Consider the following 22,483-nt stretch of genomic DNA (forward strand, 5'->3'; position numbering starts at 1 on the left):
TCACCACACGATGCTTTCCATCAAATCGCGAGCAGCCTTGCAGCGTTGAACTGCACAGTCATGTAGATCCGATAACGGGGCATCAGTATCGATGAAGAACACGGCCGACTCACTTACATTGCTTTGCAGCGGCATAAACTTCGACATTTGGATAGTTCCTTGTCAATGTAAGAACTACCACTAGCTGCGGCTAAACAGATTAGGGGGTAGCTGCGCGCAGGTTAGCCGACCAGGGACAAGAAACCCGGCACACCCAAAGGTGTCCCGCGCACAGCCACCATAAGCATGGGATACTATGCGGCAAAAGCCTCCATTTGCTGGTGCACTTTGCTCTCTTATTCCAAGACGGCTAAAGCCCATCACCGATTTGGCGGCAACATGCGAACTATAAATGCCCATCAGCCAGGTGTAAAACCAGGCATTCCGCTACTGTTGGGGCCGCAAAATCCCGGCTTAAAACATCTATAACCATATGAAAAATATGAATAAATTTAGAAAAAACGGAACCAGAACGAAAGAAAACTCTCCAGCCTGACTCGACCAAAGAAACAATCCGCAACACTGTATACCGTCATCACTACACCCTGTAGCCATCAATGGAATTGACAGGCGTATCATCTGCCTGCAAACCTAAAACCGGACTTTTCGTGCGCCTCGTCAAGCCCTTGAAACGTTCGAAAACTAGTTTCTGTAAATTTTTCGAAGTAGCGACTTCGCTCGCCATCCCAGCTATGTATAATTCGGCTCTCAACACGCCGGTATAGCTCAGTTGGTAGAGCAACTGACTTGTAATCAGTAGGCTCTAGGTTCGACTCCTAGTGCCACCACATACAACAACTACTTAGGCTCATCACAAGGTGAGCCTTTTTTGTTTAAGGCATTCCTCACCTATTTTAGTAGTTGCCACTCTTCGCCAGATACTTATTCCATACGCACAAAAAATTCTGCAACTACCAGGCTTGTTGAGGAGGGGAGCGCTTACCCGCGCACGATACATGTTGTCCCGTACTCGCAACCCGAAAACCAAAGTTGGCTTGCTCTTTGCGAGTATAAAAAACACCTTGATCCTTCGAAGCAAATGAAGCGATAGACATGAGAGTTCAAGGTATCTCTCAAATCACTCAAGAAACTCCTGGGACAGAGAACTCCCTCTGCCGGGTTCGACAGTGACAGGCCTGCCCTACTTGGCTGTGGCCAAAAAGCGCCCCATGCGTGCATTCGCACTCAGCCACTAGTACGGCTTAATAACCTCGCCCCTCCCCCCCCAATAGATGACCCCACATCATCTACCCCCTGCCAATCCATCCTTTGTCAGCCCGCGGGCCGCTGACCTCTAATGCCGAAAAATTTGAGTGGCATCGATCACTCATCTCAACAATAAAAGCTCTTCCAGGAGATTCCCATGCACAGTGCTCCCACGCTATTGCTGGTGTTGTTTTGCGCCATCCTGCTGATCGTGTTTCTGATCATCAAAGTTCGCGTCCATGCCTTTCTGGCGTTGACCGCCGCCAGTCTGGTGGTCGGTATCGGTTCCGGTATGCCACTGGCAAAAATCGCCGCTTCCTATGAAAACGGCGTTGGTGGCACGCTCGGTTTCCTCGCCACGATCATTGGCCTGGGCGGTATTCTTGGGAAGATTCTTGAGGAGTCAGGCGGCGCGGAGCGCATCGCCCAGACCTTGTTGCGCGCCCTGGGTAAAGAACGCGCTTCGTGGGCCATGATGCTTGTGGGGTTTATCGCGGGTATTCCGGTATTTTTCGAGGTAGGGTTCGTTCTGCTGATTCCGCTGATCTATGTGGTCGCGAAAGAGACCAGGATCAATCTGCTCTACCTGGGCGTGCCCCTGGCCGTGTCGCTGATGGCCGTGCATTGCATGCTGCCCCCACACCCCGCCGCGATGGCGATCACCGGGATGCTCGGCGCCGATGTCGGCAAGGTCATCATGTATGGCCTGATTGTCGCGCTGCCAACGTCCATCATTGCCGGGCCACTGTGGATCAAGCTGGTCTGCAAGACGCAAGCCCCCGCCACTCAGGCAGCCTTTCTGGAAGAGCATTGCGACGACAGCACCACCCGCAACCTGCCAGGCCTGGGCGTCACGCTGCTGACCATCCTGCTGCCGCTGCTGTTGATGGTCGGCAAGAGCCTCGGCGCCGGTCTGCCCCATGAGTCGGCCGCCTTCAACGTTATTGCGTTCCTGGGCACGCCACTGATTGCGCTCTCCATTGCCGTGGTCGTGGCGTTCTGGACCTTGGGCCTGCGCCGCGGCCTGTCGATGACCGACTTGCTCGCCCACACTCAAAAGAGCCTTCCGCCCCTGGCCAGTATCCTGCTGATCATCGGCGCCGGCGGGGCCTTCAACGGCATTCTGGTCGACAGCGGCGTGGGTGACGCGTTGGCCGGCTCGTTGACGCAGTTAAATATGAACCCCATTGTCCTGGCCTGGTTGGTGGCGGGGTTGATGCATTTTGCGGTCGGTTCGGCGACCGTCGCCATGATAAGTGCCGCCGGCATGGTCCTACCGATGCTCGGTGCGCACCCGACCGTGAGCAAGGAAATTATCTGCGTGGCCATCGGGGCCGGCGCCATGGGCTGGACCCATGTCACGGACTCGGCGTTCTGGGTGGTCAAGGAATACCTCGGCGTCTCACTGGCCGAGGCCTTGAAGAAGTTCACCCTGGCCACCGTACTGGCTTCATTGATCGCACTGGGGCTGACGCTGTTGCTGTCGCACGTTGTTTGAGTCAACCCGCCACTTCCAGCCTGATTGCTTAAAAGAGACGACGTTATGATTTTGGGAAGAACACTTGAAAGCTGGTACACCCGCTACCCGTTGATTCGCGATCTGGTCGCGCTGCAGGAAACCACCTGGTTCAATCCCGGCGTGGCCTCAGCGGCGCAGGCACTCGGCGATGTGGGCCTGACCGCCGCCGATGTCGCCGATGCCAGCGCTCGCCTGGAGCGTTTTGCGTCCTACCTACAACGAGCATTTCCTGAAACCCGGGACAACGGCGGCATTATCGAGTCGGATATCGTGCCTCTGCCCCATCTGCAGCAACAGCTGGGCGAACGCTACAACCAGGTCTTGAACGGTGCCCTGTGGCTCAAGCGTGACAGCCACCTGCCCATTTCCGGCTCGATCAAGGCCCGTGGCGGGATCTACGAAGTGCTCAAGCACGCCGAGGACCTGGCCCTGGCCGGCAGCCTACTGACTCTGGAGGATGACTACGCCCTACTGGACAGCGAAAAGGCCCGGGCCTTTTTCGGCCAATACAAGATCGCCGTCGGCTCGACCGGCAATCTCGGCATGTCCATCGGCATCATGGGCGCGGCATTGGGCTTCCAGGTGACGGTGCATATGTCGGCGGATGCCCGCCAATGGAAGAAGGACAAGCTGCGCGCCCACGGTGTGACGGTGGTCGAGTACGCCAGCGACTACAGCGTGGCCGTAGCCCAAGGCCGCAAACAGGCGGAGGCGGACCCGAGCTGCCACTTTGTCGACGATGAAAACTCGGTCAACCTGTTCCTCGGCTATTCAGTCGCCGCCGAGCGCCTCAAACACCAATTGGCGGCGGCCAACATCCGCGTGGACGCACAGCACCCGCTGTTCGTTTATCTGCCCTGCGGCGTCGGCGGCGCGCCGGGCGGCGTGGCCTTTGGCCTGAAGTTAGCCTTCGGAGATGCCGTGCACTGTGTCTTCGCCGAACCCACCCATTCGCCCTGCATGCTGCTGGGCGTCTACACCGGGCTGCACGATGAAGTCAGCGTGCAGGATTTTGGCATCGATAACGTGACCGCCGCCGACGGCCTCGCCGTTGGGCGGGCTTCCGGTTTTGTCGGCAAGGCCATGCAGCGTTTGCTCGACGGTTTCTACACCGTCAGCGATGCAGAAATGTACTGCCTGCTGGCCCTGATGGAACGCCACGAAGGCCAGCGCCTGGAACCCTCCGCCCTGGCCGGCGTGCCTGGGATCGCCCGGGTCCAGGCCGATCCGGCCTATCTGGCCCGCGCCGGTCTGAACCGCCAGGCCATGGCTCAGGCGACCCATCTGGTCTGGGCAACGGGTGGCAACATGGTACCTGGCGAAGAGATGGAGGCTTACCTGGCCAAAGGCCGTGAACTGCTCACTCAGGGTTGATAAACCGAGCCGCTTAAACGCCAGCGAAGGCGTGCACATATAGGCGTAAAACCGGATGTGGCAAGATAAGCGACCTGCCATTTCCGGTGCGTTTTCTCCTCGAGGAAGACGCCTATCGCTACAACGCTTGTGAGCCTGAGGGACACTACCGTGCTCAACCTGCCGCCTCGTATCAGCTCCAGGCTCAACAGCAGCCAATTCGCCAACCTGCACACCTTCCTGGTTGCCGCCCGCCATCTGAGCTTCGCCCGTGCGGCCGAGGAGCTGTGCCTAACGGCCAGCGCCGTGAGTCACCGGATCAGCCGTCTGGAGGCGGCACTGTCGATGAAGCTGTTCCAGCGCCTGACCCGGCAGGTCAGCCTGACCGACGAAGGGGAGCGAATCTTCGAAATCCTCCAGCAGGCGATGGGCGAACTGTCCGAGGCCCTGGAGCAGTCGTCCCAGGCGGACATTGCCGGCTCCATCGCCCTCTATGTCAGGCCCTCGGTGGCCCAGTGCTGGCTGGTGCCGCGACTCGCCGACTTTGTCGAGCGCTACCCCCTGGTCTCGCTGGATCTGCGGGTAGGCAATGACAACGTCGACTTTCGCACCCGCAAGATCGACCTGGCCCTGTACTACGCCAATGGTGAATTTCCCGGGCTGACCAGCCACAAGCTGATGCGCGAGCAACTGGCCCCGGTCTGCAGCCCTGAATATGCGCAACGCCACCGTCTGCTCGAAGACCCCGAGAATCTGCGGCACTGCACCACCCTGCATGACTCCCTCGCCTGGGACCATGCGGCCTACGATGCGGAATGGACCTTATGGGCCGAGCAAAACCGTCTGTTGGCCGCCCTGCCGAAACGCACCCTGACCTTCGATCGCTCCGACCTGAGCGTCACTGCCGCCATGAACCACGCTGGCATCGCCATCGGCCGTCAGCAGTTGGTGCAAAAGCGCGTGGATCGCGGCGAGCTGGTACTGCCTCTTGGCGGGTTCAGCCGCTCGGGCCACTACGATTACTACCTGGTTCATCCACCGCTCAATGCCATCCCCAAGCGCCTGCAGGTTTTTATGAACTGGCTGAAGGCATGTGCACAGCAATCATCCCTGCAAGCCAGTCCCTGAACGATGCCCAAGGCGTTAAAGACTCTGTCTCACTTGGCACTTGGGATAGGTCGAACAGCCCCAAAACTGCTTGCCTGCGTTCGCCCCTGACTTCACGGTACGAATCAACAGTTCGCTACCGCATTGAGGGCATTGGCGCTGTGTACCAGGGTCGCTGCGCTGCTTGAGGTTCTGCACATGTTCACGATGAGTGGCAAATGTCGGTGCGCGACGGTTGGCTTGCAGGACATACATCAGCGCATCGACTTCGACCTCGCGAAACACCGGCTGCTTGAATGACTTTATATAACGGACAAAGCCAGTACCTCGGGTGACGTTCGCCGGCATCTGGGTCTTGAAAGTACTGCCGCCGACAAAGCTGATCACCGAGTGCAGGTACTCAGTATCAATACCCAGCGTGGCTTCCAGAGCCTTGAGATGCTTGTAGTTCTGGCGCAAAGGATTCTGGAACCTATAGGTGCGCTTATAGAGCTTCTGCGTCCATTGCGCCTGCTTTTCCGTGCCGAAGATCCAGCCGCTCATATTCTTCGTTTCCAGCACGAAGATGCCATAGGGCGAGATAAACACATGGTCGATCTGCGTGGTGCCGTCGGGTGTATCCAGGGTAACGTTGTGCAGGCGGCGATAGATCCTGTTATCAAGCTGCCAGTGGGCAAACAGGCGCACCCACAACTCACCCCAAAGCCCTTTGGCCCAGCGTGTTTTACAGAGGGTAACGAGCAGTAAAAGCGGCAGAGCCCAACTAAGGGTGCCCCAAAGTTGCGAGATGATCGGCGTGAAGTCCATTTCCTACCCTTTTGTGTTGTTGGCTGGCAGCCTGCCCTTAAAAAGCCAGAAAGAAAATGACCGCCTAGATAAACAGTGCCAAATCCACAAGGCCAAGGCATCACTACCGTCCACCTGCTAAGCCGGCGTCGACAGCTCGGCCGTATTAGGCAAAACCAGCTTGGTCAGCAACCCGACCGCCAGCGTCGAGACTACAAAGAGCACGGCGATCCACCAGGAATACTCAAACACCGGTTTTTTCGCGCTCGCGTTGATCGCCACGGCCAAGGCCAGTGTCCACAGCGTGGACAGACCACCGCCAGCAATCGCCAGCCAATACCACGACTGGCGGCTGCGTAACCTCGTCTTGCTCAGTGATACCCACAGGGCAAACACGAAGAACGGGATAAAGAAGACCAGCTCGACAATCAGCGGGGTCATCAGCACTCCGACCAACACCTCGCCGCCCCGCACTTCACCCAACAGCCGGGGCTGCGAGAACAATGCGGCCAACTGACGTACCAGCAACACCGGGATAGCCGCAAAGCCCACAAACAGGGGGCAAAACAGCAGGGTTAAAAATACCTTCCAACGGGGATACTTCTGCTCGGTCACCGGGCTGTCCTTGCGCATGCTGATCATCGAATTGTGCCCCGGCTGATTGAACGTCGTTCAGCCTGTTGGAGATAGGCAGCATGCCGCATTGGGGCCTGGGCTCCAATGCAAAATCCCGCACTCAAGCGGGATTCTGCAGGTTGGCTGTGCTCGATCAATCAGCGGGCAGTCAATGCCGAGTAGCTGTTCATCAGGTTGCGATAGTTGGGGATGCGCTGGGACAGCAGGTTGCCCAGGCCCTCGATATCGTTGCGCCAGTCGCGGTGCAACTCACAGGCCACCGAGAACCAGTTCATCATCTGTGCACCCGCCTGGGTCATGCGGTTCCAGGCCGCCTGCTGCACGGTGGTGTTGAAGGTGCCGGAGGCATCGGTCACCACAAACACCTCAAAGCCTTCGGCCAGGGCCGACAGCGTCGGGAAGGTCACGCAGACATCGGTAACCACGCCGGCGATGATCAGTTGCTTGCGCCCGGTCGCCTTGATCGCCTTGACGAAGTCTTCGTTGTCCCAGGCATTGATCTGGCCGGGACGCAGGATATACGGCGCATCCGGGAACATCTCCTTGAGCTCCGGCACCAGCGGGCCATTGGGGCCCTGCTCGAAGCTGGTAGTCAGGATGGTCGGCAGTTCGAAGAATTTGGCCAGGTCCGCCAGGGCCAGCACGTTGTTCTTGAACTCGTTGGGCGAGAAATCCTGCACCAGGGAAATCAAACCGGTCTGGTGGTCGACCAGCAGTACCACAGCGTCATCTTTGTTCAGGCGGTTGTAGGTGAAGTTGCTCATGGCTGCATCCTTTTCTTGAGTGAGGTTGGGGCTGTCGTTCAATGTGGGCTCAGATTAGGCGTCCACTCAAAAAGGAAAAAGCCGCTGGAAACGGTTTAACTGTCAACTCATTAGAGACAATAAGCGCGCCCTTCCCGCAACTGTTCCAGGCCCCTGGCCTGAAGCTTGCAACTTGGCCTGGGGCAAATTGGCAACGACAGACAAGAATCTGGCCGACAGAATCAATCTCCACCGGCCGGTACGGGGTTGAATGGCTACACGCTTATTCGCGCTAGCCCCCCCTAAACGAGGCCAAGACATGCCACACCAGGAATATGACTACATCGTGATCGGCGCCGGCTCGGCGGGCTGCGTGGTCGCGGCCCGGCTGATCCAGCAGAATGCCGGCAGCGTGTTGCTGCTCGAAGCCGGCGGCAAGGACAGCAGCCCCTTTCATACGATCCCAGCCACGGTGGTCAAGGTCTTCCAGCAGAAGTCCTGGCCCTACATGACCGTCGCCCAGCCCCACTGCAACAACCGCGAGATGATCATTGCCCAGGGCAAGGTCCTGGGCGGTGGCAGCTCGGTCAATGGCATGATCTATATCCGCGGCCAGCGCGAGGACTACGACGAATGGAGCAGCACCTGGGGCTGCTATGGCTGGAGCTATGACGACCTGCTGCCTTACTTCAAGAAATCCGAGGCCAACGAAAGCCTGGGCGATCACTACCACGGCCAGCACGGCGTGCTGCCGGTCAGCGAAAACCGCTACCGTCACCCGATGACCATGGCCTTTGTCCGGGCCGGCCAGGAGATGGGCCTGCCCTATGTCAACGACTTCAACGGCGCCAGCCAGGCCGGCATCGGCTTCTACCAGACCACCACGCACAAGGGCGCTCGCGCCAGCACCGCGCGGACCTTCCTCAAATCGGTCCAGGACAATAGCCGCCTGACCCTGGTCACCGACGCCCTCGCCCACAAGATCATCGTCAGCAAAGGTCGCGCCAGCGGCGTGGTCTTCAGCGAAAAAGGCGGCGCGCCCATCACCGCCAAAGCCCGCAAGGAAGTCATCCTCAGCGCCGGCGCCTTGAGCAGCCCGAAGATCCTGATGCTCTCGGGTATCGGCCCGAAAGAACACCTGTCGAGCCTGGGCATCGAGACCCTGATCGACCTGCCGGTGGGCGAGAACCTGCACGACCACTTGCATCTGTCGCTCAACGCCACCACCCACGCGCAGAACAGCCTGCTGGGCGAAGACAAGGGCCTGCGCGGCGCCAAGCACATGCTGCAGTGGCTGGTTCATCGCGGCGGCCTGCTGACCAGCAACGTCCTGGAAGGCGGCGGCTTTGTCGACAGCCAGGGCGTGGGCCGCCCGGATATCCAGTTCATGTTCCTGCCGGTCCTGGATAACTTCGACAACACCCCCGGTGAAGCGCCACCGGCGGCCGAACACGGCTTCACGGTCAAGGTCGGGCACCTGCGGCCCAAGGCGCGCGGCACCCTCAGGTTGCGCAGCACCAACCCGGCAGACCTGCCGCTGATCGACCCCAACTATCTGGGCCATCCAGACGATCTCCAGGGCCAGATCCGCGCCGTGCAAACCGGCCTGAAACTGATGCAGCAACCGGCGCTTAAATCGCTGATCAAGAAGATCACGGCCCCCGAAGGGATCGACTGGCAGGACACCGCCGGCATCGAGGCCTTTGTGCGCAAGGGCATCAAGACCGTCTATCACCCCGGCGGCAGTTGCCGCATGGGCAGTGACCCGCAGGACTCGGTGGTCGACCTGCAACTGCGGGTGCACGGCGTCAGCAACCTGCGGGTAATGGACCTGTCCATCTGCCCGCAGATCGCCAGCGGCAATACCAATGCCCAGGCAATCATGCTCGGCGAACGCGGGGCCGATCTGATTCTCGGTCAGTTGCTCCCGGCGCTCACGGCACCTGAAACGGCCTCGTTGGTCCAGGCGCCTTTGGCGCTCGCCGAAACCCGCCGCTAATCCTCCCTGTCTCGCCCTAGGTGCTGTTGCGCCGGGGCGAGCTACACCCCGGATAAAGAAGCCTACCTATGCACATTCTCATTCTGCGTTACCGCAAAACCGCAGCATTGCTCCTGTCCCTGGTCGGCCTGCTGGCCAGCCAGGCCCAAGCCACCGAAGGCGGCGGCGGTGCCTATGCCAACGGCAGCGAAGGTTTCATGACTGGCGCCCTGCCGCCGCCCGGCAACTACCTGGTCAGCTACAACACCTTCTACACCGCCAATCGCTTCGCCAACGCCAACCCCGCGTTCGACAATTTCAAGGTCAGCACCACCGCCACCATCCTGCGGGGCATCCATGTTAGCGAGAAGCAGATCCTGGGCGGCAACTGGGCCATGCACGCGTTTCTGGTGGCTGCCGATGTCGACGTCAACTTTGGTGGCGGCACCCGCCAGGCGAGGGCCGGCATGGGCGACTTTATCTTCGACCCCTTTGCCATCGGCTGGCACAGCGGCAACTGGCACTGGATCGTCGGCATGGATATCTACCTGCCGACCGGGCGCTACGACAAAAACCAGCTGGCCAATATCGGCCGCAACTACGTCACCCTCGAACCACTGTTCGCCTTCACCTACCGCAACCCCGAGGGCTACGAGTTCTCGATGAAGAGCATGTTCGACCATAACTACGAGAACGACGACACCCGCTATCGCTCGGGCAACGAACTGCATGCCGACTTTGTCGCCGCCAAGCATTTCGGCAACTGGGGCGTTGGTGTCGGCGGCTATGTCTACCGCCAGGTCAGCGGCGACAGCGGCGAAGGCGCGATGCTCGGCGACTTCCGCGGCCGCGCCGTGGGCCTGGGTCCGCAACTGTCCTACACCACCGCGTCCGGCCTGAATATCCAGGGCCATTACCAGCATGAGTTCGATGTGCAGAACCGCCCCGAAGGCGACAAGTTCTGGCTGAACATCGCCATCCCTCTTTGATTGTGGAGCCCCTTATGAGCCAAGTCCCCCTGCTGCCCCAGGTGCGCGCGTTTCTGGATCGCGCGCACGGCCACTTTATCGACGGGCACTACCAGACCCTGGCCGATGCCCGGCTGATCCCCATCGTCAACCCGGCCGATGGCCAGGTCCTCGCCCACGTGCAGGCGGCCAATAGCGCGCAGATCGACGCCGCGGTCGCCGCCGCGCGCAACGCCTTCAAGGGCAGTTGGGCACAGACCTCGCCGTATCAACGCGGCGTGGTCCTCAACCGCCTTGCCGACCTGATCGAAGCCCACGGTGAAGAACTGGCCCAGCTGGAGACCCTGTGCTCGGGCAAGTCGATTCACCTGTCGCGGATGTTCGAAGTCGGGCAAAGCGCGATCTTCCTGCGCTACTACGCCGGCTGGGCCACCAAGATCAATGGCGAGACCATGACCCCATCCTTCCCCTCGATGGCCGGCGAGCAGTACACCGCCTTTACCCGCCGCGAACCAGTGGGCGTGGTGGCCGGGATTGTGCCGTGGAATTTCTCGGTCATGATCGGCGTGTGGAAAATCGCCGCCGCCCTGGTCACCGGCTGCACCCTGGTGCTCAAGCCCAGCGAGTTCACCCCGCTGACCCTGCTGCGCCTGGCCGAACTGGCCCTGGAAGCCGGCGTGCCGGCCGGGGTGCTGAACGTGCTCAACGGCACCGGCGAAGTCGGCGCCGCGCTGATCGAACACCCGGCCGTGGCCAAGGTGTCGTTTACCGGCTCGGTACCCACCGGGCTCAAGGTCGGCCAAAGCGCCATGGCGGCCAACCTGACCCGCGTGACCCTGGAACTGGGCGGCAAGAATGCCGCCGTGCTGCTGCCCGATGTCGATCTGGACGCGGCCATCGGCGGCCTGGTCCAAACCGGGTTTGTCCACCAGGGCCAGGTCTGCGCCGCACCCGAGCGGGTCTATGTGCATCGCTCGCGCCTGGAAGAAACCCTGGAGAAATTTGCCGGGGCCCTGCAGGGCTTGAACATCGGTTCGCCACTGGACGAAAGCGTGCAGTTCGGCCCGCTGGCCAACCAGCCGCAGTTCGAAAAAATGCAGCAATTCTTCGCCCTGGCCCGGGCCAATAACCGGATCGCCTGCGGCGGCCAGGTCATCGACGGTCCCGGCTATTTTGTCCAGCCCACCGTCGTGCTCGCCAATGGCCCGCAGGACCGTCTGCTCCACGAAGAAACCTTCGGTCCACTGTTGTGCATCCTGCCCTACGATGATGAAGCCGAACTGCCGGGGCTGGTCAACGATTCGCCGTTCGGCCTGACGGCCAGCGTCTGGACCAACGATCTGTCCAAGGCCCTACGCCTGATCCCGCAGATCGAGGCGGGCACCGTCTACGTGAATATGCACACCTTTCTCGATCCCAGCGTGCCCTTTGGCGGGATCAAGGCCTCGGGCACCGGCCGTGAATTCGGCAGCGCCTTTATCGACGATTACACCGAACTCAAGTCGGTGATGATCCGCTACTGAGTGCCCGCCTGAAGGGCCGGTTCGGCGCTGCCGGACCGGCCCTTTTTTTTGCCGAAAATCCGCCGACCGATAATCGCCCGCATCCCTTGCCAGCTTTAAGGAGTCGGCCCGAAAAATGCTTGAATATTCCACTAAATAAAGCGTGTGCAGAAACACCCCACCTGCGCACCAAAAACACCCTGGTGATGACACGAGGTGCCCCGTGAGCGTGCAGTTTCAACACGATTTCGACCATTGGAACCAATCCGTCCAGGCCGTCTGCGGGCGCTTCGTGACCCGGCGGGCACAGCGGGACGAGACCTTTATCGGCGATATCCTGCACCACGATTTCGGTGGCCTGAATGTCGCTGATATCCATATCAACGCCAGCTCGATCCGCCGCGAACGGGGTAACAGCGACCGCGGCGACGACCAGTTCTACTTTCTGGTCATGCAACGCCATGGCGTGATGGCGATTGATCGTGGCACGGAGCAGTTCATCCTCAACAGCGGCGAAATTGCCCTGCTCGATTCGGCCCAGGCGTTCGAGATGCGCCCCCAAGGGCTGGTCAACCAATTGTCGGTGCACCTGAACCGCGAGGCGGTCGACCGCATCCTGCCTGTGGCCGCGCAGCGCTTTGGCAAACTCGACCAGGACGGCCTGAGCGGCCGCATTCTCAAGGGCCTGCTGCAACAGATCGCCGCCAGCGACACCGGCTTGCCCAGTAATGGTCAACATGGCGAGGCCTTGCGCGATGCACTGATCACCCTGTTGCAACCGAGCCTGCTGGGCGGCAGATTGCCTCAGGAAGATCGCTCACTGCGCCGCCAGGCCGAGCGGATGATCAACGACGCCCTGCCCGACGCTCCCACGCCCATCGAACTGGCGGCTCGCTTGAATGTGTCGGTGCGCCAGTTGTATCGCCAGTTCGAAGCCGATGGCATTTGCCGTTACATCCAGCGCCAGCGCCTGGAGCGCAGTGCCCGCGAACTTCGTGACGCGCGTAGCGCGACGCTGCAGATCACCACCATTGCCTACAACTGGGGCTTTACCGACTCGGCGCACTTCTCACGGTTGTTCAAGCAGCACTACGGCGTCTCACCCAAGTCCTACCGAGAGCAGGCGCTGCTGCGCGATTGAGATTGGCTAATCCATCCCCCGCATCAACGCCGCCTGCTATTGCCCTTGAGTGCTCGGGTTCATGCCCAACTTCACGGCCCTGCAAAGAACCCGTCCGGCAGCCTTGCTGCCGAACGGACACACCGACAAAAACTGGCAGCTATTCAATGGCGAAGAGCAGGTTGGCGCTGGCTTCATAACGGCGACTGCGCGCATCCGTTTCGTCAACATGATGACTGCTACGCACCACCCAGAATCCCGCACCCTCCAGGGCCAAGCTGGCGATGCCCTGGGCATCGGTCTCGGCCACCACCCGTGGGCGGTCCGGGCTGAGCGCCTGCACTTTGCCCACCAGCGGTTTACCGTCGAATAGCACCTGCACACGCAGGCTGCCCGCGCCTTTCAACTCGGCCGGATTGTCCAGCGCGACGACTTCCAGGCGGTCGCCGCTGGTGGCCGCAAAGCCTTGGTCGCCGCGCTTGAGATTGACCAGGGCCTTGGAGAAGGCTTCGATGCGCAGGGTCTTGGCCGGGTCTTGGGTTTGCTCGCCCTTCTCGATGGCGCGATAACGCGGGGCTGCCTTGGCCATCACCAGCAACGTGCCCGCTGGCGCACGGATTTCACCCTCCAGGGTTTTGTCGGCGCTATCGGCCTTGAGTTCGACGACCGACAGCTTGCCGTCGGCCAGCACTCGCACCTCAACCTCATCGACCTTGAGCAGGCGCTCGCTGCTAAAGAGTCTTTCGGTCATCAGTACCGCCAACTGCACCGGCTCGCCAGCGGCAACCCGGGCCTCGGCGGGCTTGACTACAAAGGTATGGGCCTGGGCCAACAACGGGGCCAACAGGGCGACAGTCACAACCATGGGCTTGATCAAGCGGCTCTCCTTCACAGCAGCAATAACGACAAGGTCAGCGACGGCGCGCCCAGGGCCAGCGGCACGATCAGTCGCGGTTTATAGGTCAGCAACAGCATTTGCACCGTGGCCGCGAGGCCCAGCAGGGCCGTCCACATGGCCAGGCCCACCGAAGGACCCAACGCTTGCACAGCAGGGGTAATGGCCACGGCCAGCAACAGCCAGCCCAACAGGCGCGAGGCCCGGCATCGGGCTGATGTCGGCCGGTTCTCGAACACGTGCGTGTAATGACGCTCGGTCCCCAGACACAGCGCGCTAAAGCCACTGAAACACAGCGCCAGGCTGAACCAGATCATGCCGCACGCTCCTGGCGGGCAACCTGCGGGCGAGGCGCGCGTTGCGGTCGTTGCAGCGGTTGATGGCGCTTGAGTTTCCAGGCCGCATAACCCAGCACCAGCGCACTGGCCAACAGGGTCAGGTCCATGCCCGCCAGCAGCCATTGGCCACGGACGAGGCTGGCCAGTAAATGACTGTGCTCAAGGCCAGCACTGAACAGTGGCAGGCAGGCGAACAGCGCCGCGCCGACCCAGAGCTGGTCGAGCCAAGCCTGTTTATGACGGCGAAACAGCGGGTGAATCAGACACAGCAACCAGGCGATAAAAAAGCTACGGATCTCCCAGTCCGTGCGTTGGGCCATGCCCACCGGCAACAGCCGATTGGCCCAGAAGTACACGGCAATCGCCACGGGCAGGCCGGCTATGGTGCCGACATTGAGCACCTCCACCAGCCGATGCCCCAGGGGCGTGCGCCCGGTTTTCTGCCGCTCGGGCAGGCGCTTGACCACCCAGAGCACCAACCCCGTGGCAATCATCGCCGTGCCCAGCCAGCCGGCGATAAAAAACACCCAGCGCAGCGGCGCACCGGCAAAGCGGATCAGGTGCAGGCTGGTCAAGACGTTATAGATTGCATTGGTCGTGCTGATCGCCGGGCTGGGCGGCGCCTCGATAAGCGCCCCCGTGACCCCGTTAAAGCGCAGACGCTCGCTGTTACCGCGGTCGATCAGGCTGTCGCCACCGCGCTCGCGCAATTCGATCACGGCATTGGCCAGGCCCGGATGGCTCACGCTGATCGAGCCGATACCACGAGGCCAGCGCTGCTCGGCCTGAGCCAGCAAGGGCGCGAAGTCGGTCAGCGGCGCTGCTTCCTGGGGCTGACGTCGTTCACCACCACCGGGCGGCGCCCCGCGGCCACCCCGACCGCCACTCTCGGCAAAGAACTGCTGGGTGTCACCGCGATAGGCGCTCCCCACGCCCCAAGGCATCAACATAAACATCAGCAGCAGCAGACCGCTGTAGGTAATCATGAAATGAAACGGCAGCGACAGCACCGCCGTGGCGTTGTGCGCGTCCAGCCAGGAGCGCTGGCCCTTGCGTGGGCGGAAGGTAAAGAAGTCCTTGAAGATTTTCTTATGGGTGATCACTCCGCTGACCAACGCCACCAGCATCACCATGGTCGCCGCGCCAACTATCCAGCGGGCGATCAGGCGCGGCATGCCGTACAGCTCGAAATGGAAACGATAGAGAAAACCGCCGCCACGGGTTTCACGCACCGGCAGGGGCTCGGCAGTGCCGGCATCCAGGGTGGCCCGCTGCCCGCCGCCCTTAGCGAACGGCTGGCCCTGGTCGAACCATTGCACCTGCACCGCCGCGTTGCGCTCGCCGGGCAGAGTGGCACTCCATTGCGCCGCATTCGGCGCCAGGCTCGGCATCTTTTCGGCGATGCGTTGGGCGGTCTGGCTGTCCGGTACGGAGGCATGTTGCTCGGGCTTCATCCAGAAGCTGATTTCTTCCTGGAAGAAACTCAAGGTCCCGGTCAGAAACACCGCATAGAGCAACCAGCCCAGTAACAGGCCGGTCCAGGTGTGCAGCCAGGCATTGGCCTGACGAAAACCGAGGGCCTTCATTGCAGCGCTTCCCTGATCAGTAGATGGGTCGCTGGCAGCGCAGCGCACATCAGCGCCACCCACCAGGCGCGGGCCACACTGGCGGCGGCAAAGGCCCAGATGGCCATGGCGCAATACAACACAAAGGCGAGCATGGTCGCGCCCATCACAGCCTGCGGGCGCGGTCCCGGCAGCGCTACGCTCAGGCTCGCCGCCGCCAGCGCGGCAAAGGCATAGCCGCCCAGAATCGCCAGCACCGCGCGGGCGGCGACCGCTGCCGGCAGGCGGGACCGCTCTGGCGAACGGTCGAGGGTTTGCTTCATGGGTTTACCCCCGGCGCGCACGCCGCTGCGAATCAGAACGTGTAGTTGGCCTTGACCCAGAAACGCCGGCCGTCTTCGGCATAGGAGTAGTCAGTGTCGACCTCCTTTTCGCGCACTTTATTGGTCAGGTTGTAGCCCACCAGGCTCAGCGTCAGCTCGGGCGTGGCCTGCCAGGTGGTACCGATATCGACGGTGGTGATGGCCTGGGTATTTTCGATCACCGAGCCGCCCTTGCCCCACTGAATGCTGGTTTCCTCGCCGCGATAGCTGGTGGTCGCAAAGCTGCTCAGCGACTCCAGAATCTGCCAGTCGAGGGTCAGGCTGCCCGAGTGCATGGGCGTGGCCACCAGCGGCTGGCCATCGGACAAGGGATAACCAAAACCGAGAATCGTGGTGTCGCCTTCGACACTGGAGTCCAGGTAGGTGTACTGGCCCTTGAGCTTCAGACGCTCGTTGAAGCGGTAGCCCGCTGCCGTTTCCACGCCGCGCACGGTGGCGCCGGAGATGTTGAAGTAGGTGCTGTAGATACGGCCAGTGATCGGGTCCGGCGGCACGGGCGTGCCATCGGGGTAATACAGCTGGCGCGTACCGGTATTGGCGATCTTGTTCTCGTAGTCGGTATCGAACAGCGTGATGTTGGCGCTGAACGGACCACCGGCGTCGTAGTACAGGCCGATCTCGCGGTTTTCGCTTTTCTCCGGCTTCAGGTCCGGGTTACCCCAGGTGTTGGCGCCACCGCGTTGCGGCAGGCCGATGGCCGGGTTGATCTGGGTGATGTCCGGCGACTTGAAGCCACGCGCCACGCCGCCCTTGAGCGTCCAGTCGGAGCTGAGATGCCAGACCCCATAGAATCGTGGAGTCCAGTGCCGACCGAAGAATTCGTTGTCATCCAGGCGGATGCCGGCGGTCAGGCTGAAGGTGTCGGTCACGCTCCACTCGTTTTCGGCGAACAGGGATTTCTCCGTCACCGACGTGCCGATGCCATTGCCCTCGGGGCTGGCGAAATAGCCGTCGGTCTCAAGCTCGTCCTTCTTCCACTGCGCGCCGGCGACCAACATATGACGGTCGAACGGCAAGCTGATCTTGCCCTCGAACACCGTATTGGTGACTTCGGGGGTAACCTGCTGGCTGGCGGTCTGGATATCGCTTTCGCGCACAGCCTCCTCGCGGTACAGGCTCAGGTCGGTGGTACCGAAATCCCAGTTGCCGGTATGGGCCAGCGTGTAGCTATCGCGGGTGTACTGGTTGTTGTTCTTGGCGGTGTTGGGCGCCAGGGTCTTGCCCGGGGTGTTCCAGAACTCCTGCTCGGTGCGGCTGGCTTCGAACATGAATTCCTGTTGCTCGTCAGGGGTCAGCCACAAGCGCGCGGTGCCGGTCTGGCGGTCGGACTTGGAGAAGCCGTCGAAAATCCGGTCCTCCTGGCGCTGTTTGTCAAAGCCCCACAACTGGATGCCCAGGCGATCCTGGACCAGAGGGCCGGACAGGTAGGCGTCCATCTGCGTGCTGTCGCCCGCCCGGGACGTGTCCTGGAAGGTATGGTCGGCGGAGATCGAGCCGGACCACTGGGTGGCCACCTTGCGCGTGATCACGTTGATCACCCCGCCCATGGCTTCGGAGCCATAGAGGGTCGACATCGGCCCACGTACCACTTCAATACGGTCGATGGCTTCGACCGGTGGAATCCAGTTCATGCCCAGGGCTTCGGAGGTACCGCCCTTGAGCGTGACCTGGCTGGTGTTCTGCCGACGACCGTCGACCAGGATCAGCACATGGCTGGACTCCATGCCACGGATCGAAATCGAGCCCTTGTCGCCGCCGATGATGCTCACGCCTTCGACGTTGCGCACCGCATCGGCCAGGGAACGGAACTGCTTGGTTTCCAACTCTTCGCGGGTAATCACCGACACGCTGGCCGGCGCATCGCGCACGTCCTGGCTAAAGCCCGAGGCCGTGACTACGGTCGAACCGATCTCCATCGGCGCGCTGGCCGCGACGGTCGAAGGTTCTTCTTTTTCATCGGCCTGGGCCGTACCAAAGGTCAGGCCCAGGCTGACCAGAGCCGTGGCCACGGCCAGTGGGTGGCGAACAAAGAGCGAGGAATAAACGGTGCCGCGACAGTGCCGGTTCATAAACAGCGTTCCCAGGATTTCTTGCAATACTGCAAATCAAAATAATAAGCTGTATCAATTGCTTCTTTAGGCCTGCATGGTGCCAGCCAAAGCTGACCAGAACCTGACGAGATGCAAATCATTCGCTTTAAGCGCCGGTTGGGCGCCTCCGTTTTCCTGCGTGGATCGATCTGAATGAAAGTGCTGGTTGTCGAGGATCACCGGGCGCTGCGCGGTTTGCTGATCGATCATCTGGCCCAGGCCGGGTTTGCCGTGGATGCCGCCGACAGTGGCCAGGCCGCCCAGGCCCTGCTGGAACTGGGCAGTTATGACGCCATGCTGCTTGATCTCGGCCTGCCGGACATGGACGGCATGGACCTGCTGGGCAAGCGCCGGGGCACCGTCAACGCCGACCTGCCGTGCATCATCCTCACCGCCCGCGATGCCTTGGACAGCCGTATCGCGGGGCTCAATGCCGGGGCCGACGACTACCTCCTCAAGCCCTTCGACATGCTCGAACTGGAGGCCCGTCTACGCGCCGTGCTACGGCGCCCCGGCAGCCGCATAAACACCCAGTTGCGCTGCGCCAACCTGGTGTTTGAGCCGGACACCCGACACCTGAGCGTTGACGCCCACCCGGACGTCGTGGTGCTGGCCCGCCGCGAAGCCATGCTGCTCGAAGAGTTGCTGCGCATCGCCCCACGCATCGTGATCAAGGAGCGGCTGGAGGAGCGCCTCTATGCCTTCAACGAGCCAGTCACACCCAACGCCATAGAAGCCCTGGTCTCGCGTCTGCGCCGCAAACTGGCGGGAATCGGCGCCCACTGCCGCATCGATACCGTGCGCGGGCTCGGCTATCGGCTGCTAGAGATCGACCATGGCTAGGCGCAGCCTGCGCTGGCGGCTGCTGACGGCCATGCTGCTGGTGTTCGCCCTGGGCTTCGGCAATCTGGCGATCTACCTGTATGGCACTCGGGATGAGTTGCGGCGCGGCGTCATGACCATCGAAGCCCAGGTGATTGCCGACGGTTTTACCACCAGCAACGACCCGGCGAGCCTGCCGCGCCGCTATGCCGGTGGCGAACTGTCCTACTCGCTGTACGCCGCCGATGGGCGGCTGCTGTGGATGTCGGAAAACCTGCAACGCCCGCGCCGCCTTAAGCAAGCCAATGACGACAGTGGCTGGTTGCGCTGGAGCGCCTTTAGCGGCCGGGTGGTCAGCGTGCCGGTGCAGTTGAGCGATGGCGCAACCCTGATGGTGGCCAAGGAAGACAACCTCGAACGCCAGGTGATTGGCGAACTGCTGGCCGCCCGCCTGCATCACAGCCTGATCCTGATGGTGCCCATCGGGCTGGTGTCGCTGGGCCTGATCCTGTTGCTGCTGCACTGGACCCTGCGTCCGGTCCGCGCCGCCGCACGACTGGCGCGCGAGATCGGCCCCGCGGACCCGCAGCAGCGCATTCCCCTGGAGCACTTGCCCAGTGAAATCGCGCCCCTGGCCGCCGCCGCCAATACGGCGCTGGATCGCCTGGCTGCGGCCTACACCGCTGAGCGCCGCTTTGTTGCCGATGCGGCCCACGAGCTGCGCACGCCGTTGACGGTCCTTGACCTGCGCCTGCAGGCCGGGCGGCGCAGCGGACAATTGCAATGGCCAGCCCTGGAAATGGAAATGCGCCAGATGCGCCGCCTGGTCGGGCAGTTGCTGGAGCTGGCCCGGCAGGAAGGCGAAGCCGCCGAAGGCAAGGCGACGGCCCAGCGGGCCAATCTGTCGCGCGTTACCCGCGAAGCAAGCGCCGCGCTGCTGCCGCTGTTCGAGGCCCATGGACGCACGCTGGAGGTCGACATTGCCGAGGGCTGCGAATGCCCGGGCAACCCGGATCAACTGCGCGAGGCCTTGAGCAACCTGCTGGAAAATGCCTTGGTGCATGGCCAGGGAACTGTGCACGTGCGCCTGTACCGTGCCGACCCGCAATTGCGCCTGGAAGTCAGCGACCAGGGTACGGCCCTGGCTGAACAGGAACGCGAAGCGCTGTTTCTGCGCTTTCGCAAAGGCAGCCAAAGCAGTGAAGGCACCGGCCTGGGCCTGGCCATCGTGCGCCAGATCGTGCAGAACGCCGGGGGCCAGGTGGCCTTTGTCGACGCGCCTCACACCTGTGTGCGCATCACCCTGCCCGGCGGCTAGCTAGCCTGCGCGGTTTTCTTCAGGCGCACCCGCCGCGGCAGTTCGACAGCAGGCGGCGCCTCCAGTCGGCGAAAGACCTCGTCGAGCATGTCCAGTTGCGCCAGCACCTGGATAAAGGTGCCCAACTCCACCGCGCTTTCACCCGCCTCGACCCGGCCGATGGTCGGCGTCGACACCCCGATGCGCTGGGCCAGATCGCATTGACGCAGCTTCGCCCCAAGGCGTTTTTGTTTTACGTGGAGACCGATCCGGCCGAGGATCTCAGTACAGACCAAAGGAAAGGATTGTGTCATGGGAAACCCGCAGGTTCAGATGCCGTGGCAGTGAGGCCACACACGCCAGTGCCGCCCTTGGTGCGGCGCCCGGTGCGTGCGCCGGTGCTTTCAGAACGCCCAGCGCGCCTTGAGGAAGGCGCCCTGGTCAAGGAAGTCGCTGCGCGATTGAGCGTCATAACGCAGGCAGGCTTCAGTACCGCTGGGCAGAGTATGGCTCAAGCCCTGGCCAACGCGAGCCAGGGGAAAACTGAGCGAATCTGAGCGATAGCTGAATGCGTTTCTCGGGTTTATCTCAGGCCCGGCAGCGCGCGAGCACACCCGCGCCTACAAACGACCGCAGAACGTAGCCGAATAACCGCCAAACATGAGGATTACCTTGCATCGTGTGAAAGCGCCTGACTGGCCGCCATCCGTCGCGGGTGAGCCACGCGCCGGGCATTTAGAGCCCGCCTGCAAGCCCGCCAAATCGATAAGCTCACGAGGTCACCGGTAGGCGCGAGCAAGCCCGTTCCTACCAGGGATTCAGGGCAAGGGTTGTGGCCTATACCGCCGGTTTCTCGGCTTCGGGGCTGATCACCAGTTCTTCGGGGATCTCGTCCACCCGTGGATCGAGGATTGCAGCCATGGTGCCCACCGGGTGTTCGGGCATCACCACGTGGTGCAGCGGTGCGCCATCGACCAGGTATTCCCCCGTGACATGCTTGGGCTGCACGCGCCAGATCAGCAGCAGTGCGCAGCCGGAAAACAGCATGTAGAAGGCGCTCTGGCCATAGAGATTCATCAGCGCGCCGGCAATGATCGGGCCCAGGCAGGCGCCGATGCCGTGTGTCGCCAGCATCATGGCGCTCAACGGCACGCGCCGGGCCTGCTCGACGTTGTCATTGGCCAGCGCCACCGCCAGCGGATACAGGGTGAACAACAGCATGCCGCTCAAAAAGCCGAAGACCAGCAGCAAGGCATAGGGCAACTGGATCAGCCCCCACAAGGGAATCACTACCAGCCCCAGGGCCACGGCGCAGCAGCGGATCAGGCGCGAGCGATCAATGCGGTCCGACAGCCAGCCCATCGGCCATTGCCCACACAGGCCGGCGAAGATCGACACGGCGACAAAGGTACTGGCCTGGGCCGTATCCAGCCCATTGAGCGTGGCGAAGACCGGTGCCAGGGCATAGAAGGCACCGATCATCAGCCCGGTGACAAACACCGTGGTCAGGGCCTGGGGCACCCGCTGCCAGAAGAACCCGACTTCCAGCGGCGCCGCCGTCAGTTTGGCCGGGTGCAGGCGCTTGGTCATGGCGACCGGCAGCAGGCAGGCGGCGAAGCAGATGGCAACAATCAGCAGCGGTTTGAAGTCCAGCTCCGGACGCCAGACCAGCACGCCCTGCCCCAGCATCAACCCCAGGGACACAGCAATCATGTAGCCGGCAAACACCGCGCCACGCTGATGGTTTTCCGCCTGTTCGTTGAGCCAGCTCTCGATCACCATGTACTGGTTCATCATCACCAACCCGGTGATAAAGCGCAGTACCAGCCAGAACTCCAGCGCTTCGAACAGGACATGCAGCAAGGCGATGATGGTCGCCACCCCGGCGCAGGCCACATAGGAGCGCACATGGCCGACGCTGGCGATCATCCGGTGGCCGAACTTGGCGCCACAGACCATACCGGCGTAGTAGGCGGCGGTCAGCGCACCGATCCACAGTTCGCTCACGCCTTCCCCCGTCAGGCGCAGGCCGATAAAGCTAAAAAACAAACCTGTGCCGATCAGCATCAGGATGGTCGCGCCGTACAGCGCAGGAAAGGTCAGCAGGGTCAGGTTCATGGCGGCAGTCGAAAGCTA

The 22,483-nt window shown here is 61.8% G+C and carries 19 protein-coding genes and 1 tRNA gene; 10 read left to right on the plus strand and 10 right to left on the minus strand.

All coding sequences use genetic code 11. The annotated features are described in order from the left end of the window. Window positions 1-757 precede the first annotated feature (757 nt). From NPS46_RS09550 to dsdC, 4 genes are all read left to right on the plus strand, one after another. Window positions 758-827 (plus strand) — tRNA-Thr (locus tag NPS46_RS09550). A gap of 575 nt (window positions 828-1,402) precedes the next feature. Then, window positions 1,403-2,743 (plus strand): gluconate:H+ symporter, encoded by a 1,341-nt coding sequence (locus NPS46_RS09555; RefSeq protein ID WP_274106503.1) that lies wholly within the window; start codon window positions 1,403-1,405, stop codon window positions 2,741-2,743. Window positions 2,744-2,788: 45 nt separating this feature from the next. Beyond that, window positions 2,789-4,138: a D-serine ammonia-lyase gene (locus NPS46_RS09560; protein ID WP_274106505.1), complete on the plus strand. Its 1,350-nt coding sequence runs from the start codon at window positions 2,789-2,791 to the stop codon at window positions 4,136-4,138. Window positions 4,139-4,288: 150 nt separating this feature from the next. Continuing rightward, window positions 4,289-5,245: a DNA-binding transcriptional regulator DsdC gene (gene dsdC, locus NPS46_RS09565; protein ID WP_274106508.1), complete on the plus strand. Its 957-nt coding sequence runs from the start codon at window positions 4,289-4,291 to the stop codon at window positions 5,243-5,245. Between the two features lie 15 nt (window positions 5,246-5,260). Here the strand turns inward: dsdC and NPS46_RS09570 are convergent, their stop codons facing one another. The 3 genes from NPS46_RS09570 to ycaC form a co-directional block, all read right to left on the minus strand. Then, window positions 5,261-6,031 (minus strand): nuclease-related domain-containing protein, encoded by a 771-nt coding sequence (locus tag NPS46_RS09570; protein ID WP_274106510.1) that lies wholly within the window; start codon window positions 6,029-6,031, stop codon window positions 5,261-5,263. Window positions 6,032-6,148: 117 nt separating this feature from the next. Continuing rightward, window positions 6,149-6,652 carry a hypothetical protein gene (locus NPS46_RS09575; protein ID WP_274106511.1) on the minus strand — a complete coding sequence of 168 codons (504 nt, stop codon included), beginning with the start codon at window positions 6,650-6,652 and terminating at the stop codon, window positions 6,149-6,151. A 131-nt stretch (window positions 6,653-6,783) separates the two neighbouring features. After that, window positions 6,784-7,410, minus strand: coding sequence for an isochorismate family cysteine hydrolase YcaC (ycaC, locus tag NPS46_RS09580; RefSeq protein WP_274106513.1), 627 nt, complete (start codon window positions 7,408-7,410; stop codon window positions 6,784-6,786). A 298-nt stretch (window positions 7,411-7,708) separates the two neighbouring features. On the opposite strand from ycaC, the gene NPS46_RS09585 reads away from it, so the two are divergent. The 4 genes from NPS46_RS09585 (at window position 7,709) to feaR (ending at window position 12,978) form a co-directional block, all read left to right on the plus strand. Further along, window positions 7,709-9,388: a GMC family oxidoreductase gene (locus NPS46_RS09585; protein ID WP_274106515.1), complete on the plus strand. Its 1,680-nt coding sequence runs from the start codon at window positions 7,709-7,711 to the stop codon at window positions 9,386-9,388. Window positions 9,389-9,456: 68 nt separating this feature from the next. Further along, the gene (locus NPS46_RS09590) at window positions 9,457-10,356 is read left to right on the plus strand and encodes a SphA family protein (RefSeq protein ID WP_274106517.1); all 900 of its coding nucleotides are present in this window, start codon (window positions 9,457-9,459) and stop codon (window positions 10,354-10,356) included. 14 nt (window positions 10,357-10,370) lie between these two features. Next, complete coding sequence (locus tag NPS46_RS09595) at window positions 10,371-11,858, plus strand: aldehyde dehydrogenase family protein (protein WP_274106519.1); 1,488 nt, start codon at window positions 10,371-10,373, stop codon at window positions 11,856-11,858. A gap of 202 nt (window positions 11,859-12,060) precedes the next feature. Beyond that, window positions 12,061-12,978, plus strand: a complete 918-nt coding sequence (gene feaR / locus NPS46_RS09600; protein WP_274106521.1) for a transcriptional regulator FeaR — start codon at window positions 12,061-12,063, stop codon at window positions 12,976-12,978. 139 nt (window positions 12,979-13,117) lie between these two features. Here feaR and NPS46_RS09605 read toward each other — a convergent pair whose 3' ends face one another. Genes NPS46_RS09605 through NPS46_RS09625 form a run of 5 tightly spaced genes read right to left on the minus strand, consistent with a single transcriptional unit; the run spans window position 13,118 to window position 18,207 of the window. Next, window positions 13,118-13,834 (minus strand): DUF4198 domain-containing protein, encoded by a 717-nt coding sequence (locus tag NPS46_RS09605; RefSeq protein WP_274106523.1) that lies wholly within the window; start codon window positions 13,832-13,834, stop codon window positions 13,118-13,120. 11 nt (window positions 13,835-13,845) lie between these two features. Further along, the gene (locus NPS46_RS09610; protein WP_274106525.1) at window positions 13,846-14,169 is read right to left on the minus strand and encodes a DUF3325 domain-containing protein; all 324 of its coding nucleotides are present in this window, start codon (window positions 14,167-14,169) and stop codon (window positions 13,846-13,848) included. Continuing rightward, the gene (locus tag NPS46_RS09615; protein ID WP_274106527.1) at window positions 14,166-15,776 is read right to left on the minus strand and encodes a PepSY-associated TM helix domain-containing protein; all 1,611 of its coding nucleotides are present in this window, start codon (window positions 15,774-15,776) and stop codon (window positions 14,166-14,168) included. The genes NPS46_RS09610 and NPS46_RS09615 overlap by 4 nt, the downstream gene beginning before the upstream one ends. Further along, complete coding sequence (locus NPS46_RS09620; protein WP_274106529.1) at window positions 15,773-16,078, minus strand: hypothetical protein; 306 nt, start codon at window positions 16,076-16,078, stop codon at window positions 15,773-15,775. The genes NPS46_RS09615 and NPS46_RS09620 overlap by 4 nt, the downstream gene beginning before the upstream one ends. 32 nt (window positions 16,079-16,110) lie before the next feature. Next, entirely contained in the window at window positions 16,111-18,207 is a 2,097-nt protein-coding gene (locus NPS46_RS09625) for a TonB-dependent receptor domain-containing protein (protein WP_274106531.1), read from the minus strand. A 174-nt stretch (window positions 18,208-18,381) separates the two neighbouring features. On the opposite strand from NPS46_RS09625, the gene NPS46_RS09630 reads away from it, so the two are divergent. Both NPS46_RS09630 and NPS46_RS09635 read left to right on the plus strand, forming a co-directional pair. Then, window positions 18,382-19,071 (plus strand): response regulator, encoded by a 690-nt coding sequence (locus NPS46_RS09630; RefSeq protein ID WP_274106533.1) that lies wholly within the window; start codon window positions 18,382-18,384, stop codon window positions 19,069-19,071. Further along, window positions 19,064-20,368: a sensor histidine kinase gene (locus NPS46_RS09635; RefSeq protein ID WP_274106535.1), complete on the plus strand. Its 1,305-nt coding sequence runs from the start codon at window positions 19,064-19,066 to the stop codon at window positions 20,366-20,368. The genes NPS46_RS09630 and NPS46_RS09635 overlap by 8 nt, the downstream gene beginning before the upstream one ends. Here the strand turns inward: NPS46_RS09635 and NPS46_RS09640 are convergent. Together NPS46_RS09640 and NPS46_RS09645 are read right to left on the minus strand one after the other, a co-directional pair. Further along, on the minus strand, window positions 20,365-20,661 hold the full coding sequence (locus tag NPS46_RS09640; RefSeq protein ID WP_274106537.1) for a helix-turn-helix domain-containing protein: 297 nt from the start codon (window positions 20,659-20,661) through the stop codon (window positions 20,365-20,367). The two genes, NPS46_RS09635 and NPS46_RS09640, sit on opposite strands and share 4 nt — an antisense overlap. 523 nt (window positions 20,662-21,184) lie before the next feature. Beyond that, window positions 21,185-22,465, minus strand: coding sequence for an MFS transporter (locus tag NPS46_RS09645; protein ID WP_274106539.1), 1,281 nt, complete (start codon window positions 22,463-22,465; stop codon window positions 21,185-21,187). Between the last annotated feature and the right edge of the window lie 18 nt (window positions 22,466-22,483).

Origin of the sequence: Pseudomonas putida, from assembly GCF_028682395.1 — a bacterium.
Taxonomy (GTDB): Bacteria; Pseudomonadota; Gammaproteobacteria; order Pseudomonadales; family Pseudomonadaceae; genus Aquipseudomonas; species Aquipseudomonas putida_AB.